Below are 15,698 nucleotides of genomic sequence, written 5' to 3' on the forward strand. Positions count from 1 at the left end.
CATGCTCGAGCGCGAGCGCCTGGAGTCCAAGAAGGTCTCCAAGACCCAGGCCGTGACCTCCAACCTGCAGGGCGAGCTGGCCGGCAAGGTCCACGACCGCAACGTGCACATCGGTCCTTCGGACTATGTCGAGTGGCTCGACGACCGCAAGTGGGCCTACGTCCGACTCGAGGGTCGCAACTTCGGCGACGCTCCCCTGAACCTGGAGTACAAGCTGGAGGTCTGGGACTCCCCCAACTCGGCCGGCATCATCATCGACGCGATCCGCGCGGCGAAGATCGCCAAGGACCGCGGCCTCGGTGGCCCGATCATCTCGGCGTCGTCGTACCTGATGAAGTCCCCGCCGGTGCAGCTGCCCGACGAGGAGGGCCGCGCGCGCGTCGAGGCCTTCATCCGCGGCGAGGAGTGACCCTCCCGATCCATCCATGACGTCGACCCGCCCGAAACTTTCGGGCGGGTCGACGTCATTTCGGCCCGAGGCGGTCGGCCGGTCCAGACCAGGGGTCCAGACCGAGAGGTGGACGGAGTCTGTCCGTTGAGGGATCCGGGTAGGGCTCGTAACCAGCCGATCCGACCCGTCGTTGGGGTGGCACCGCGTCGCCACCCCGCGACCCCTCCCGAGATTGCGTCCACCCATGAGCATGATTCCGCGCACCCAGCACCACCCGCGCAGCTGGCGCACCGCAGCGGTCACCGCCGCGCTCGCCGTCACCGTCACCACCGGCCTCTCGGCGGCCGTCCTTCCCGGCGCCACCGCGGCGAGCGCACCGGCCGCCGCGCCGACACCCCGCCCGATCGGCGCCCACGCGCTGTCGGTCACCTTCGACCGCCAGTCGGCGACGATCGAGCGCGGCGCGCGGTTCCGGGTCTCCGGCACCGTGACCACGCTGCGCCAGACCTCGCTGACCGCCGTGCCGACCACCGGTGCGGGCGTCCCGGCGAGCTTCACGCTCGCGGTCACCGACGCGACCGGCCGGGTCCTCGGCACCCAGGACGTCACCGCGGCCGACGACGGCACGTTCGCCACGATGGTCCCCGGCGCCCTCACCGCCGGCCTGCCGCGCAGCGCCGACGCGCTGCGGCTCGGGCTGCGCGCGGTCGACGCGACGTACGACGACCACGCCGCGGCCGACGCCGGCGCCGGCGCGGTCGTGGTGCGCGCCGCCGCCACCGGGCTGCAGATCGAGAACAGCTTCGTCTCCGCCGTCGGCTGGGTGAAGCCGGGTGAGACCTACCCTTCGCGCATCATCGTCACCAACCCGACGGCCGCGCCGGTCCTCAACGCCACCGTCACCGTGACCGCCCCCGCCGGCACCTCGATCGTGGGCGCGAGCGGACCCGGCACGCACCCGTTCACCGCGAGCGACCTGGCCTGGACGATCCCGTCGGTGCCGGCCGCGACCGGCACCGTGCCGGGCAGGGTCACGCTCGTGCTCGAGAGCAGGGCCGACACCGTCGGCCAGGACCCCACCGTCGTGTGGCGCGACCTGTCCACGACGGCGCGGCTCACCGCGACGACCGGCAGCCAGACCGTCGTCAGCCACGGCCCCAAGGTGATCCCGCCGAGCGAGGCCTACGACACCGCCCGGTACGGCGACCGCCCGTTCCCGGTGATCCCCGTCGAGTACCGCGACCGTGCCTACACCGCCTCGCACACCGGCGAGCAGCTCGAGGAGGTCATCAACTCCCCCGCCAAGCCCGGCTCGACGTTCAACCTCTACCAGGAGATGTCGCTCGGCCAGCTCTTCCCGAACGGCACTGTGCCCTCGGCAGGCGTCGCCACGGCCGACTTCGCCAGCTACAAGCCCGGCTTCCCCTTCACCCGGATCGACCCGACGACCATCAGCACCTGCCTGGGCCTGACCCAGACCGACACGCCCCTCGGCACGGTCCCGGCTCCCGGCACCGTCGGCGGCCCGACGTACACCGAGCGGATCACCAACGGCGTCTACAACCTGCCCGGCACCACCGGCTACTACGGCTCCGACGGCGCCGGCTCGGCGGTCATCGGCTCGCTGACCGGCATCGCCGCACTGATGCAGATCGACAGCGGCTGCGGCCCGACCGGCAAGCTCGTCGTCGACGCGGCGGCGATCGCCGACCCGGAGATCGACTACTCCGACTACGACACCGACAAGGACGGCGTCGTCGACTTCTTCATGGCGGTCTTCGCCGGCTGCGGCGGCAACGGCGCCTCTCAGCTGGCCGCCTGCACCAGCGACCCGCAGGACCTGCTGCCCTACGACAACATCTGGCCGCACAGCTCCTCGCTCGAGTACTACTACACCGACCCCAAGACCGGTCTGCCCGGCTTCACCACCGACGATCAGCTCAAGGACCTCGAGGGCCGGCCGCTCTGGTACACCGACACCACCTACAAGGACATGACGACCACCGACAAGGGCGATGCCCTCAAGGTGTTCGTCCGGGTCGGGCCCTACAACCTCAACCCCGAGACCGCCATCGACAAGGCGAGCGTGATCTCGCACGAGTACGGCCACTCCCTCGGGCTGCCGGACTTCTACTCCCTCGGCGGCCGCGAGACCTACGGGGACTGGAACCTGATGGCGACCGACAAGTCGCAGAACATGGACGCGTTCTCGCGCCAGGAGCTCGGCTGGGTCGTCCCTGAGGTGCTCAGGAAGGGCGAGACCCGGACGGTCACCGGGTTCACCGACTCCAAGCAGGACACCGGCACCATCCACTGGACCAGGCCCGACGGCACGCCGTACACGCTGACCAACGGTCCCGACGGCGTGGTCCACAACTCGCTGATGTACGTCGCCAAGCTCCCCGGCCGCCAGCTGCTCGACCCGGCGAAGTTCGACACCGGCGACAAGGCCTCCAAGACCCACGCGTGGTACTCCGGGTCCGGCAACGACTTCGGCTGCGCCACCGACGGCGGCGGCCACAACCTCGACGTCGCGATCCCCGGCCTCAAGGACCTGCCGGCCGGCTCGACCGTCCGGTTGGACTTCAAGTCGCTGTTCGACACCGAGTGGGACTTCGACTACGGCTTCGTGCTGACTTCGAAGGACGGCGGCAAGACGTTCGCATCCCACCCGTCGCTGCGCGACACCCCGACCACGACGCCGAAGGCGTCCAACCCCAACCAGAGCTCCTGCCAGGCGGCGTACGGCAACGGCATCACCGGCTCGAGCGCCTCCTACACCGACCCGGTCACCGTCCAGCTGGACCGGACGCTCGGCAACTACCCCGACTCCGAGTTCGTCGCCGACAGCTTCGACATCTCCGACCTGGCCGGATCCGCGGCGCCGGTGCTGCGGTTCAGCTACTCCAGCGACCCGGGCGTCGCGCGGCCGGGCTGGTTCATCGACGACCTCAAGGTCACCGCGACCACCCCGAGCGGGGAGAAGGTGCTGCTGCAGACCGACCTCGAGAAGGACGGCGGACCGAGCGACCCGCGGATCTTCAACGGCGGCTGCCAGGCCGACAACCCCGGCGGCAGCTGCACCAAGGGCTGGCGGTTCGTGGCCGCCGGGGACGAGGCGGACTTCGACCACGGCTACTACCTGGAGATGCGCGACCGCTCCGGCTTCGACCTCGACGGGCACGGCCAGATCGACCGCGACCCGATCGGCTTCGAGCCGGGGCTCTACCTCTCCTACACCGACGAGGCGCACGGCTACGGCAACGCCGGCACCGACTCGCCCCCGGCGCAGTCGCCGCTCGACTCCACGCCCGAGCCGGGCAGTGACACCCCGAACCTGGACGACGCGGCGTTCACGGCCGCGGTCGCGCGCTCGACGTACTCCGACTCGGGGGCCGGCCACACCGACAACTACACCGACCCATCGAACACCGTCGTCGACAGCCGGTACGCCGACGTCGCGAACCCGTGGCGCTTCCAGTACGGCTGCCTGGGCTTCCAGGTGCTCTCGATGTCCGGCGCCGCCAACGGTCCCGCGACGTCCGACGGCGACCTCACGGGATCGGTGCGGTTCTCGATGGGCAACGGGTGCGGCGCGTTCGACTACGGCTATGCGCCGGCGCCGACGCCGGGGCCGACGAACACCAAGCCGACCGCGCGGGCCACGGCCTCCGACACCCGGGTGACGGTGGGCGACACGGTCCGCTTCAGCGGCTCGGGCAGCACCGACGCCGAGACGCCGAACGACCTCGACTACAGCTGGGACTTCGGCGACGGCGGCTCGACCAAGGACGCGTCGGGCGCCTTCGCCCGCCACACGTTCGACAAGGTCGGCACCTACGACGTCACGCTGCTGGTGACCGATCCGTCCGGGGCGACCGACGTCGACACCGTGACCGTCGCGGTCAGCGGCGGCTCGACCGGTCCGGGTCCTGGCCCCGGTCCTGGCCCGGGTGCGCGCACCACCATCGACTGCGCGTCGCCGAAGGTCGCGCGGCACGGCAGCTGGCGCACCGTGCGTCCCGCCGGCGGCGGCCACTACTGCGACAACGCCGGCCGCGGCTCGGGCCGCGACACGTTGTCCGTGAGCTTCGAGGGCCCCCGGGCGGAGATCTTCTTCGGCCGCTCGGTCCACGGCGGCAAGGCCAAGCTGATGGTCGACGGGAGACGGGTGGCCACGATCAGCTTCAAGAACAAGAACCAGAGGCCGGCGCTCGTCTTCCACAAGGTGCTGCGGCGGCTGGGCTCCGGTGAGCACCAGCTCAAGCTCGTCGTGCTCACAGGCCGGGCGTACGTCGACCGGTTCAGGTTCTAGTCGGCGCTGGTCCTCCACGGCGGCCGCCCGGGCTTCGGTCCGGGCGGCCGTCTTCCGTTCAATTGTTGGGTTGAGCACCTGTTACCACGTAGTAGCCGGTGCCGAACGGCGCAATTGAACGATTTCGCCCCTGACAGGGCCGGCCGGACCCGTCCTCAGGCGGCCCTCCGACGCGGTGGGAAGTGCCGGATCCATTCGGGATCGAAGCGCTGCGGCACCGGGAAGCCCCGCGCCCGCAACGCCGCGGCCACCCGATCGAGGGTGCTCTGCGGATCGACGTACACCCCATCGCTGATGACTTCGACAACCCGCCACTCCAGGTTGTCGGTGATGTCGCCACGCTCGATGTCCCGCTTCCAGTTCGCGATGACTTCGACATGGGGACGCCCCTGGTATTCGACTGCGACCTTCGCCAGCCGGAAGGCCAGATCGAACCTGAGGATGACGTCGCCGTTCTCATCGCGGATCTCGAGGTTGACCTCGGGCTCCGCGAAACCGGCGAGCACCAGCAGCATGCGCACACGAGTCTCCATCGGCGAGTCCACCCGGTCGCGGACGAACTGGGCCGCGTACCGAGCTGCCGCCGACCAGTAGTCCGTCGACTTGACGAGCTCGGCCCGGAGCCAGTCGGCGCGCACCTTGAGCACTCGGCACAGGCTGTCGCCCGCCACGACGAGGTCGACGAGCTTCAAGACCGCGGCCAGCTCGATGAACATCCTCACGACACCGGACACCCGGAGCCCGTCGCGGACCACGACCTCGGTGTGAGGGGGCGCGACGTGCGGCTTCAGTCCGGGGTGCCAGCGCCGGTCCTTGGCGTCGATCACGCTGACGTGGACGTTGGGGTCGTCAGGAACGACGATCCCGTAGACCGCGGCAGCACTGGTGTGGCTCAACCAAGCGCCTTCCGGATGAACCATGAGAGCCGCCTCGAACAGTTGACGGTGCTCGACCCGCGCCTCGGTCGAGATCATCACGCCGCGCACCAGGCTGCGGAACGTGACGCCCGCGAGCCTGCGACGCGAGACTCCTGCGGCTACGGCGTCGGCGCTCCTGAACGGCTTCTTCGGATCGAACATGCGCAGCACCCTGCCTCGCCGCTAGGAGGCGCGTGCGCGTCATCCACAGGCAGCGGCCGGCCGGACGTCCTGCGGCCGTCCCCGGCGCGCGACCAATCGTTCAATTGTTGGGTTCGGCACCGGTTACCGGCTGGTAACCGGTGCCGAACCCAACAATTGAACTGAAGAGCCGCTGCGGAACCAGCGCTCAGCGCCGGCCGGTCTTGAACATCCCGCGTGCGATCTCGCGGGCGGCGGTGCGCATGAAGTCCTTGAAGGCAGCGGACTTCACGACCTGCTCCACGACGCCGTCCTGCTCGGCCGGCTTCTTGGTGCTGGGCTTCGGCGGCTTGGGCGGCTTGGGCACCGGGATGTGGCGCTCGGCGTCGGGGGACGGCGCGGGCGCCTGCTCCTCCTCCTGCTTGGCCGCGCCCTGCTCGAGCCGCTGGGCCAGCATCTCTCGAGCCGACTCGCGGTCGATCGGGGTCTGGTACTTCGCCGCCCGGGGGCTCGCCGCGACCGCCGCGGTGAGCACGTCCGGGTCGCAGGGGTCCATCCTCGACTCGGGCGCTCGCAGCCGGGTCCACGCGACCGGGGTGGGGGCACCGCGCTCGTCCATCACCGTCACGACGGCCTCACCGATGCCGAGCCCGGTGATCACCTGGCCGAGGTCGGCGTAGCCGGAGGTCGGGTACGTCGCCACGGTGGCCTTGAGGGCCTTGGCGTCGTTCGGGGTGTGGGCGCGCAGCTGGTGCTGGACGCGCGATCCGAGCTGGGCGAGCACGGCGTCGGGCACATCGGTGGGGCTCTGGGTCACGAAGAACACCCCGACGCCCTTGGAGCGGATCAGCCGCACGGTCTGGGCGACCTGGTCGAGGAACGCCTTCGAGGCGTCGGCGAAGAGCAGGTGTGCCTCGTCGAAGAAGAAGACGAGCTTGGGCTTGTCGACGTCGCCGACCTCGGGCAGGTCGTGGAACAGGTCGGCGAGCAGCCACATGAGGAACGTCGAGAAGACCGCGGGCCGGTCCTGCAGCTGCGGCAGCTCCACCAGCGAGATGAGACCGCGCCCGTCGGGCGCGAGCTGGAGCAGGTCGCCGGACTCGAACTCGGGCTCGCCGAAGAAGACGTCGCCGCCCTGGTCCTCCAGGCCGATCAGCTCGCGCAGGATCACGCCGGCCGTCGCCGCGGACAGCCCGCCGAGCGCCTTGAGCTCGGCCTTGCCCTCGTCACCGAGCAGGTGACCGAGCACGGCCCGCAGGTCGGCCAGGTCGAGCAGCGGCAGGCCGGCCTGGTCGGCGTAGTGGAACACCAGGCCCAGGCTGGACTCCTGGGTGTCGTTGAGCCCCAGGACCTTGCTCAGCAGGGTCGGCCCGAACGCGCTCATCGTCACGCGCAGCGGGAGCCCGGAGCCGACGCCGCCGATCGCGTAGAACTCGACGGGGAACCCGGTCGCGGTCCACTGCTGCCCCAGGCTCGCGGCGCGGGCGGTGAGCTTCTCGCCCCCCTGGCCCGGCTGCGCCAGCCCGGACAGGTCGCCCTTGATGTCGGCGGCGAACACCGGCACCCCCTGGGCGCTGAGCTGCTCGACCAGCAGCTGCAGCGTCCGGGTCTTGCCGGTGCCGGTCGCGCCCGCGACCAGGCCGTGCCGGTTGAGCATGGCCAGCGGGATCCGGACGGGGACGTCGACCAGCTCGTCGGCGTCCAGCATCAGGCCACCGAGCTCGAGGGCCGGGCCCTCGAAGCGGTAGCCGGCGGCCACCTGCTCGGCGATCGGGGGGGACGGGTTGTCCGCAGTCATGACCGCACCCTACGGCTCGGTCGGTGGCGCTACTCCTGCTCGGCGGCCCAGGCCAGCAGTGCCGCCCGGGCCTCCTCCTCCGACATCGGCCCACGGTCCATCCGCAGCTCGAGCAGGTACTTGTACGCCGCACCGACCTGCCGGCCCGGCCCGACCCCGAGGATCTCCATGATCTGGTTGCCGTCCAGGTCGGGCCGCAAGGAGTCGAGCTCCTCCTGCTCCCGCAACCGGGCGATCCGCGCCTCGAGGTCGTCGTAGGTCCGCCGGAGGCGGTCGGCCTTGCGCTGGTTGCGCGTGGTGCAGTCGGCGCGCGTGACGACGTGCAGCCGCTCGAGCTGGTCGCCGGCGTCGCGGACGTAGCGGCGGACGGCGGAGTCGGTCCACTCGCCGCTGCCGTAGCCGTGGAAGCGCAGGTGCAGCTCGACGAGCTTGCTGACGGCCTCGATCTCGTCGTTGGAGAACCGCAGCGCCTTCATCCGCTTGCGGGTCATCTTCGCCCCGACCACGTCGTGGTGGTGGAAGGTCACCGTGCCGTCGTCGACGAACCGCCGGGTGCGGGGCTTGCCGATGTCGTGCATGAGCGCGGCGAACCGCGCGACGAAGTCCGGCCCGCCGCCCGGCAGCCGCGGCTCGAGGTCGATCGCCTGCTCGAGGACCGTCAGCGTGTGCTCGTAGACGTCCTTGTGGCGGTGGTGCTCGTCGCGCTCCAGCGCCAGCGCCGGCAGCTCCGGCAGCACGATCGCGGCCAGGCCGGTCTCGACGAGCAGCCGCAGCCCGAGGCGGGGGTACGGCGCGCACACGAGCTTGACCAGCTCGTCGCGGACCCGCTCGGCGGAGATGATCTCGATCCGACCCGCCATCGCCGTCATCGCCTCGACGACCTCGGGGGCGACGCTGAAGCCGAGCTGGGCGGCGAACCGGGCCGCGCGCATCATCCGCAACGGGTCGTCGGAGAAGGAGTCCTCGGGCCGGCCCGGCGTGCGCAGCACCCGGTGCGCCAGGTCGACCACCCCGCCGTACGGGTCCTCGACGACGCGACCCGGCACCAGCACCGCCATCGCGTTGACCGTGAAGTCGCGGCGACCGAGGTCGCCGGCGAGCGTGTCGCCGAAGTCCACGGTCGGTTTGCGCGAGCTCGGGTCGTAGGCCTCGGACCGGTACGTCGTGATCTCGACCTGCCAGTCCCCCTTGCGGCAGCCGATCGTCCCGAAGGAGCGGCCCATGTCCCAGATCGCGTCCGCCCAGCCCTTGAGCAGCGCCTCGGTCTGCTCGGGCCGCGCGGAGGTGGCGAAGTCGAGGTCGTTGTGCTGGCGCCCGAGCATCGCATCGCGCACCGGCCCGCCCACCAGCGCCAGCTCGTGACCGGCAGCCGCGAACCGCTCGCCGAGGGCGTCGATCACGGGGGCGATGCGGTCCAGCTCCGCGGTGACCGCCCGCTGGGCGTCGGCCATGGAGAGGGGCGGGGGCGGGGCGTCGGGCACGGGAGTCGAGTCTAGTGGTCGCTCCCGGTCGAGCTCGGTCCCGTCGGCCCCGGTCGGCCCGGTCGCCCCGACAGCGACCGATGGTGGCCACTAGAGTCGCTGGCGTGCTCCGCCCGGTCTCGCTGCTCTCCGCCCTCGCGGGAGCGGTGACGGCCGGGGTGCTGCTCGCCTCGCCGGTCGAGGCGGCGGCCGCGGCCAACCCGATCGCGCACTCCTCGTCGGCCTCGCGCGCCTCGGCGACGCCGCTGCGCGTCACGATCGAGAGCCTGACCCCCTCCGAGATCCCGGAGACGGGCCGGGTCCGGGTCAGTGGCACCGTCACCAACCGCGACGTGCAGACCTGGACCGACATCGGGATCTACGCCTTCGTCTCCGACGATCCGATGACCACGACCTCCGAGCTCGCCGACGCGGCGGCCACCGGGCAGGACGCGTTCCTGGGGGGACGGATCCTCACCGAGGGGACCTACAACAAGGTCGACGAGCTCGCGCCGGGGGAGTCCAGGACGTACTCCCTCTCGATCCCCCGCGCAGAGCTCCACGCCGACGAGGACGGCGTCTACTGGTTCGGCGTGCATGCTCTCGGGACCACCGAGGACGGCACCGACCAGTTCGCCGACGGGCGGGCCCGGACGTTCCTCCCCCTGGTGTCGCAGCCGCGCAAGAACCAGGTGCAGAAGACCGTCCAGGCCGCCCTCGTGGTGCCGATCCGGCGGCAGATCACGCATGCCGACGACGGGTCGATCAGCGACATCGACGGCTGGGTCCACTCGCTCGGCGAGGGCGGTCCCCTGCGCTCGCTCGTCGAGCTCGGCGTGGCAGCCGGCTCGCGGCCGATCACCTGGCTCGTCGACCCCGCCGTGCCCGACGCCGTACGTCAGCTCGTCTCGGGGAACCCGCCCCGCTCGCTCGCCGCGACCACCGACGAGGAGGTGGACCCCGACGCGACCGGCGGGTTGGAGTCCCCGGACGCCAGCGCCTCTCCGACCGAGCAGACCCCGGCTCCGGGTGACGAGGGCGACGGGGAGCCGGCCGAGCTCAGCCCCGAGCTCCAGGACGCCGCCACCGAGGGGTCCCGCTGGTTGGAGAACCTCCACAGCGGCCTCGAGGGGCAGGAGATCCTGACGCTGCCGTACGGCGACATGGACGTGGCCGCCGCTGCGAGGTACGACCAGGACGCCTACCGGCACGCGCGCGAGCGCGCCGACGGCGACCTGGCGCCGTGGGGCCTGCCGACCTCGCCGGCGGTGTCCTCGCCGTCGGGGTACATCGACGCCGACGGCATCCGGATGGCCGACCCGAAGACCACGGTGCTGGTCACGGACCGGATGTTCCGGTCCAAGGCACCGACGGTGGCCCGGACCGAGGGCCGCACCCTGGTCGTGTCCTCCTCGGGGGCGGCCTCGGGCGGTCCCGGACCCACCGAGCGCATGGACCCCCTCGCGGTGCGCCAGCGGATCCTGGCCGAGGCGGCCGTGCGCCTGCTCACCCCCGGTCGCAAGCCGCTGGTCGTGACGCTGCCGTCGACGTGGTCCCCGGAGTCGGTGACCGGCTTCTTCGAGGGCCTCGACGTCGACTGGCTCGACCTGACCGACCTCGCCGCGATCACGAGCCGCGCCGGCACGGACGTCCCGGTCGACCGGCTCCAGTACCCCGACCGCCAGCGCAGGCTCGAGCTCGATGCGGACATGTTCACCGCCGCCGGCGACCTGGTCCAGGCGGGCGAGACCCTGCAGAACCTGCTGACCCGCAACGACCAGGTCGCCTCCGTGATCCGCGACGAGGCACTCACCGACACCTCCTACCCGAGCCGGCTGCACGCCGAGACCGCTCGAGCCTCCGCCGACGCGTCCCGGGCGTGGATCGAGGAGCGGCTGCGCAGCGTCCGCATCGATGCACCCAAGGGAGTGATCCTCTCCAGCGGCAGCGGCCGGTTCGCCGCCACGATCACCAACGGCCTCGACGAGCCGGTGAGCGTCAAGGTCCGCGCGACCGTGGAAGCCCCCCTGGAGCTCAGCGTCCCCGCGGACGCGATCGAGGTGGGCGCCGACAGCAAGCGGACGGTCCTGATCAACGCCTCGTCGTCGGGGGTCGGCATCCGGACGGTCACCTTGTCGCTCACCGACCTCGACGACGTACCGATCGGCTCCTACGACGACCTGCCCATCCGGTCCAACCGGGTCAGCAACGTGATCTGGCTGATCATCGGCACCGGGGTCGCGCTGCTGTTCGGCGCGATCCTGGTCCGGCTGGTCCGGCGGATCCGGACGGCGGCCCGGTCGTGAGCGAGGATCAGCAGTCCGAGCAGCAGCGCGTGCTCGCCAACAGCGCGGTGATGGCCGCCGGCACCGTGGTGTCGCGGATGAGCGGGTTCGTCCGCTCCGCTCTGCTGGCGGCCGCCCTCGGCACCCAGCTGCACGCGGACACGTTCAACATCGCCAACACGATCCCGAACATGCTCTACATCCTGCTGGCGGGCGGGGTCGTCAACGCCGTGCTCGTCCCGCAGCTGGTCCGCGCGATGCAGCGCGACCCCGACGGGGGCGAGGCCTACACCAACCGGATCATCACGCTCGCCGGGCTCTTCCTCGGCGGCGTCACGGTGCTGCTCGTGCTGGCGGCACCGTGGGTGATGTCGGTCTTCTTGTCCTCGTGCTGGAACGACGCCAGTCTCGCCGCCCAGCGCGAGTCGGTGGTGGCGTTCGCGCGCTTCTGCCTCCCGCAGGTCTTCTTCTACGGGATGTTCGTCCTGGTCGGGCAGATCCTGAACGCCCGCGGCCGCTTCGGCCCGATGATGTGGGCGCCGATCGCCAACAACGTCATCTCGGTGCTCGTGCTCGTCGTCTACCTGGTCGTGTTCGGGCCCGCCCGGGGGGCGGAGCTGCTGGGCCCCTTCACGCCCGGCCAGGAGCTCCTGCTCGGCCTCGGCTCGACGCTGGGCATCGCGCTGCAGTTCCTGATCCTGCTGCCCTACCTGCGTTCGGCGGGGTTCCGCTTCCGCCCCCGCACCGACTTCCGCGGCACCGGCCTGGGCCACACGCTGCGGCTGGGCCTGTGGACGGTGCTCTTCGTCATCGTCAACCAGATCGCCTACACCGTGGTCGTCCGGCTCGCCTCGAGCGGCACCGCGACCTGCTCGGGTGGCTCCAGCGAGGGCACCGGCTACACGATCTACTCCCAGACGTTCCTGATCATGATGGTCCCCCACTCGGTGGTGACCGTCTCGCTCGCCACCGCGATCCTGCCGCGGCTGGCGGCCCGCGCGGCCGACCAGGACCGCGCCGGGCTGAGCCGCTCGCTGGCCGAGACGCTGCGCAGCGCACTCGCCGTGGTCATCCCGTTCGCGCTCCTCATGCCGCTGGTGTCGAAGGACGTCGCCCACGTGATCTGGGGCTACGGCGCGGCCGCTGGGGACTACGGCAGCTACGCCCCGTCGCTGGCGCTCTTCGGCATCGGGCTGGTCTTCTTCACCACCCACTACCTCGTGCTGCGCGGCTTCTACGCGCTCGAGCGCAACCGCACGGTCTTCTGGATCCAGTGCGCGGTCGCGGCCACGAACATCGTGGCCGCCGTGGTCCTCGTGCGCGCGACCGACGCCGAGCACACCTCGCCCGCGCTCGTCGTGGCCTACACCGCGTCGTACGCCGTCGGCGCGGTGGCGTCGTACGCCGTGCTGCGCCGCCTGCTCGGAGGCCTGCGGACCCCCACCCTGGTGCGGTTCCTGGTCCGGCTGATGCTCGTGGCGGCGCTCTCCACCGCTGTCGCCGGTGCGCTCAAGCTCCTCATCGACCGCGTCGACGGCGACCCCGGACGGCTGGTGGCCGCCGCGACGCTGGTGCTCGTCGGCACCGTCGACGTCGTCGTGCTCGTCCTCGGCGCGCGGCTGTTCCACCTGCGCGAGGTCACCGCGGTCGTCGACACGATCCTGGGGCGCGTGCGGCGCAGGCGCGTCCCCAGCTGAGGTGCGCCTCGCCCTACGATGGGGCCGGGCCACCTGCCGTGGATGCCGACGTGACGAGGGGAGCGCAGTGCCGAGCTCGATCCGGCCCGGCGACGTGCTCGCCGGTCGCTACCGACTGGTCGACCTGCTCGCCGAGAGCGGGGGCGGCCGGTTCTGGCGTGCCCACGACCGGATCCTCGAGCGGCACGTCGCGCTGCACGTCTTCCCCGCGGACGACGAGCGCGCCCCCGCCCTGCTCGAGGCGGCGCGGCGCTCGGCGATGGTGCACGACCGCCACCTGCTGCGGGTGCTGGACGCCGACAAGACCGACGGACTCTGCTTCGTCGTCAACGAGTGGGGGTCGGGCGACTCCCTCGACATCATGCTCGCCAACGAGGGCCCGCTGGGCGCCCGTCGCGCGGCCTGGCTGGTCTCGGAGGTCGCGGACTCGATCGCCGTGGGCCACGCCGCCGGCGTCGCCCACGGCCGGCTGGTGCCGGAGAACGTCCTGGTCGACCACGGCGGCGCCGTACGCCTGATCGGCTTCGCGGTCGACGCCGCCATGCACGGGCTGCCGCCGGGCCGGCCCTCGACGGACGTCAGCGACCTCGGCGGGCTCCTCTACTGCGCGCTCACCGGCAAGTGGCCCGGTCCGTCCCCGTCGGCGGTGCCGCGGGCACCGGTCGAGCAGGGCCGGGTCCTGCGGCCCCGCCAGGTGCGCGCCGGGATCCCCCGACCGCTCGACGCGCTGTGCGACGAGGTCGTCAACCCGTACGCCGGCGGCTGGGGCGCGCGGCTGCGTGAGACCTACGACCTGGCCACGGCACGCGGCATCGCGGAGTTCCTCGCCGAGTTCGTCGGTGACCCGACCGGGTTGGCCGCCGCCGAGGCCGCAGCCGGACACCGCGACACCGAGACGATCACGCTGCCCGCGATCAGCGACCCGCCGGTGCGCGAGCCACGGCCGGAGCCCGAGCCGGAGCCCGAGCCGGAGCCCGAGCCGGAGCCCGAGCCGGACCCCGAGCCGGACCCCGAGCCTGCCGCCCCGCAGCCACGCCGCTCGACCGAGCTCCCGACCCAGGCCGGGCTCCCGATCTTCGACGACGCCACCGACGACGTGTCGTGGATCGCGGCCCGGGCCGAGCCCGCGCCGCCGCCCCCGCCCTTCGAGGAGCCGCCCGAGCGGCCGCTGTTCGCGCCCGACCCCCCGGGCGGGCCCGTCCGGCGCCCCCGCCGTGAGCCGAACCCGACCGACCGGTCCGCCGCAGGCACGGCCGGCTCCTTCTGGCCCTGGGACGACGGGCCGTCATCGACCGGCACCGGCCCCCTCACCACCGGTGAGGACGACCGGGCCGACGAGGAGGTGCCGGGCCGCAGCTGGCTGCGGCTCGCCGCGGCGATAGCCGGCGGCCTGGTGCTGCTGCTCGCGATCGTCGTCGCCTTCAACCTCGGTCGCGGCCGCACGCCCCTCGGCACCGTTCCCGACGACCACGACGACCCCTCCCCGAGCAGCGCCGCGTCGAGCAGCGCCCCGACCCCGATCACGGGCATCACCGCCACCGATCTCGACCCGCAGGGCGATCCGCCCGAGGAGAACCCCGAGCTCGCCCCGCTCGCGGTCGACGGCGATCCGGGGACATCGTGGCGGACGATGACCTACCTGCAGAACTTCGGCCCCGGCGGCCTCAAGACGGGCGCCGGGCTGGTCCTCGACCTCGGGGCGAAGCACACGGTGGCCGCCGTCGACCTCACGTTCGTCGGTGCGCCCACCGGCTTCTCGCTCTACCTGACCGACGAGGCGCCGGAGTCCGTCGACGACCTCGAGCCGGCCGCGACCGGCACCGCCGACGAGCCGCGGGCCCGCGTGCCGCTCGACGACCAGCCGTCGGGGCGCTACCTCACGGTCTGGCTCACCTCGCTGCCCACGATCTCCGACGGCTTCCGCGGCGAGGTGGCCGAGGTGACGGTCCGCGGATGAGCGAGCCTCGGGAGCTCGGCCCGGACGCCACCGACACCGCCAGTGACCAGGAGCTGCTGGCAGCGCACGTCGCGGGTGACCCCGACGCCTTCGGGGTGTTGTTCGCCCGCCACCGCGACCGGCTCTGGGCGGTCGCGGTGCGCACGATGGGCAACCGCGAGGACGCCGCCGACGGCTTACAGGACGGCCTGATCGCCGCGTACCGCCGGGCTGCGACCTTCCGCGGCGACGCCGCGGTCACCACGTGGCTGCACCGCGTCGTCGTCAACGCCTGCCTCGATCGCATCCGCGGCGCGAAGGTACGCCGGGCCGACCCGTTGCCCGACGACCTGGAGGAGTACCGCGACCGCGGGTCGGCGGCGTCGGCGACACCCGCCACCGCCGACCCCGCGGACCTGAGCGTGCGCAGCGAGCGGCGTCGCCTGGTCGTCCAGGCGCTCGGCGAGCTGCCGCCGGAGCAGCGGGCGGCCCTGGTGCTGGTCGACATGGAGGGCTACTCGGTGGCCGAGGCGGCCCAGGTGCTCGACTGCGCGGTCGGCACCGTGAAGTCCCGCTGCTCACGCGGCCGGGCTCGCCTCGCCGAAGTGCTCGCACCGTTGCTCTCCGAGGCACCGGGTGACCCGGGACACCCCCGGTCGGGGAACCCGCCGCGACTGCGGTCCGTCGAATCCACGGACGCGCCTCGGGGACCGCCGTCCGAGACCTGACCCCGTGCGCCCGTTCCCCGACCTACATCG

General features: G+C 72.2%; 8 protein-coding genes and 1 pseudogene. 6 read left to right on the forward strand and 3 right to left on the reverse strand.

The genetic code is table 11. The features are described 5' to 3' along the window. Together Q0L15_RS05160 and Q0L15_RS05165 are read left to right on the forward strand one after the other, a co-directional pair. A pseudogene (locus Q0L15_RS05160) lies at positions 1 to 409 on the forward strand (inositol-3-phosphate synthase); the annotation flags it as partial. 226 nt (positions 410 to 635) lie between these two features. After that, positions 636 to 4,706, forward strand: coding sequence for a PKD domain-containing protein (locus Q0L15_RS05165; RefSeq protein ID WP_296602721.1), 4,071 nt, complete (start codon positions 636 to 638; stop codon positions 4,704 to 4,706). 155 nt (positions 4,707 to 4,861) lie between these two features. On the opposite strand, the gene Q0L15_RS05170 is transcribed toward Q0L15_RS05165, so the two are convergent. From Q0L15_RS05170 to Q0L15_RS05180, 3 genes are all read right to left on the reverse strand, one after another. Then, positions 4,862 to 5,785, reverse strand: a complete 924-nt coding sequence (locus Q0L15_RS05170) for a hypothetical protein (RefSeq protein WP_296602723.1) — start codon at positions 5,783 to 5,785, stop codon at positions 4,862 to 4,864. 187 nt (positions 5,786 to 5,972) lie between these two features. Then, positions 5,973 to 7,562: a helicase HerA-like domain-containing protein gene (locus Q0L15_RS05175; RefSeq protein WP_296602724.1), complete on the reverse strand. Its 1,590-nt coding sequence runs from the start codon at positions 7,560 to 7,562 to the stop codon at positions 5,973 to 5,975. A 29-nt stretch (positions 7,563 to 7,591) separates the two neighbouring features. Continuing rightward, on the reverse strand, positions 7,592 to 9,013 hold the full coding sequence (locus Q0L15_RS05180; RefSeq protein WP_296602766.1) for a CCA tRNA nucleotidyltransferase: 1,422 nt from the start codon (positions 9,011 to 9,013) through the stop codon (positions 7,592 to 7,594). A gap of 134 nt (positions 9,014 to 9,147) precedes the next feature. Between Q0L15_RS05180 and Q0L15_RS05185 the strand changes: the two genes are divergently transcribed. The 4 genes from Q0L15_RS05185 to sigM all read left to right on the forward strand — a co-directional run bounded on the left by Q0L15_RS05185 (position 9,148) and on the right by sigM (position 15,668). Beyond that, positions 9,148 to 11,328 (forward strand): DUF6049 family protein, encoded by a 2,181-nt coding sequence (locus Q0L15_RS05185; protein ID WP_296602725.1) that lies wholly within the window; start codon positions 9,148 to 9,150, stop codon positions 11,326 to 11,328. Continuing rightward, on the forward strand, positions 11,325 to 13,004 hold the full coding sequence (gene murJ, locus Q0L15_RS05190) for a murein biosynthesis integral membrane protein MurJ (protein ID WP_296602727.1): 1,680 nt from the start codon (positions 11,325 to 11,327) through the stop codon (positions 13,002 to 13,004). The genes Q0L15_RS05185 and murJ overlap by 4 nt, the downstream gene beginning before the upstream one ends. A gap of 67 nt (positions 13,005 to 13,071) precedes the next feature. Then, complete coding sequence (locus tag Q0L15_RS05195) at positions 13,072 to 14,961, forward strand: protein kinase family protein (protein ID WP_296602728.1); 1,890 nt, start codon at positions 13,072 to 13,074, stop codon at positions 14,959 to 14,961. Next, complete coding sequence (gene sigM, locus Q0L15_RS05200) at positions 14,958 to 15,668, forward strand: RNA polymerase sigma factor SigM (protein ID WP_296602730.1); 711 nt, start codon at positions 14,958 to 14,960, stop codon at positions 15,666 to 15,668. The genes Q0L15_RS05195 and sigM overlap by 4 nt, the downstream gene beginning before the upstream one ends. Positions 15,669 to 15,698 lie beyond the last annotated feature (30 nt).

Origin of the sequence: Nocardioides sp. (genome assembly GCF_024509035.1) — a bacterium.
Lineage (GTDB): Bacteria > Actinomycetota > Actinomycetes > Propionibacteriales > Nocardioidaceae > Nocardioides.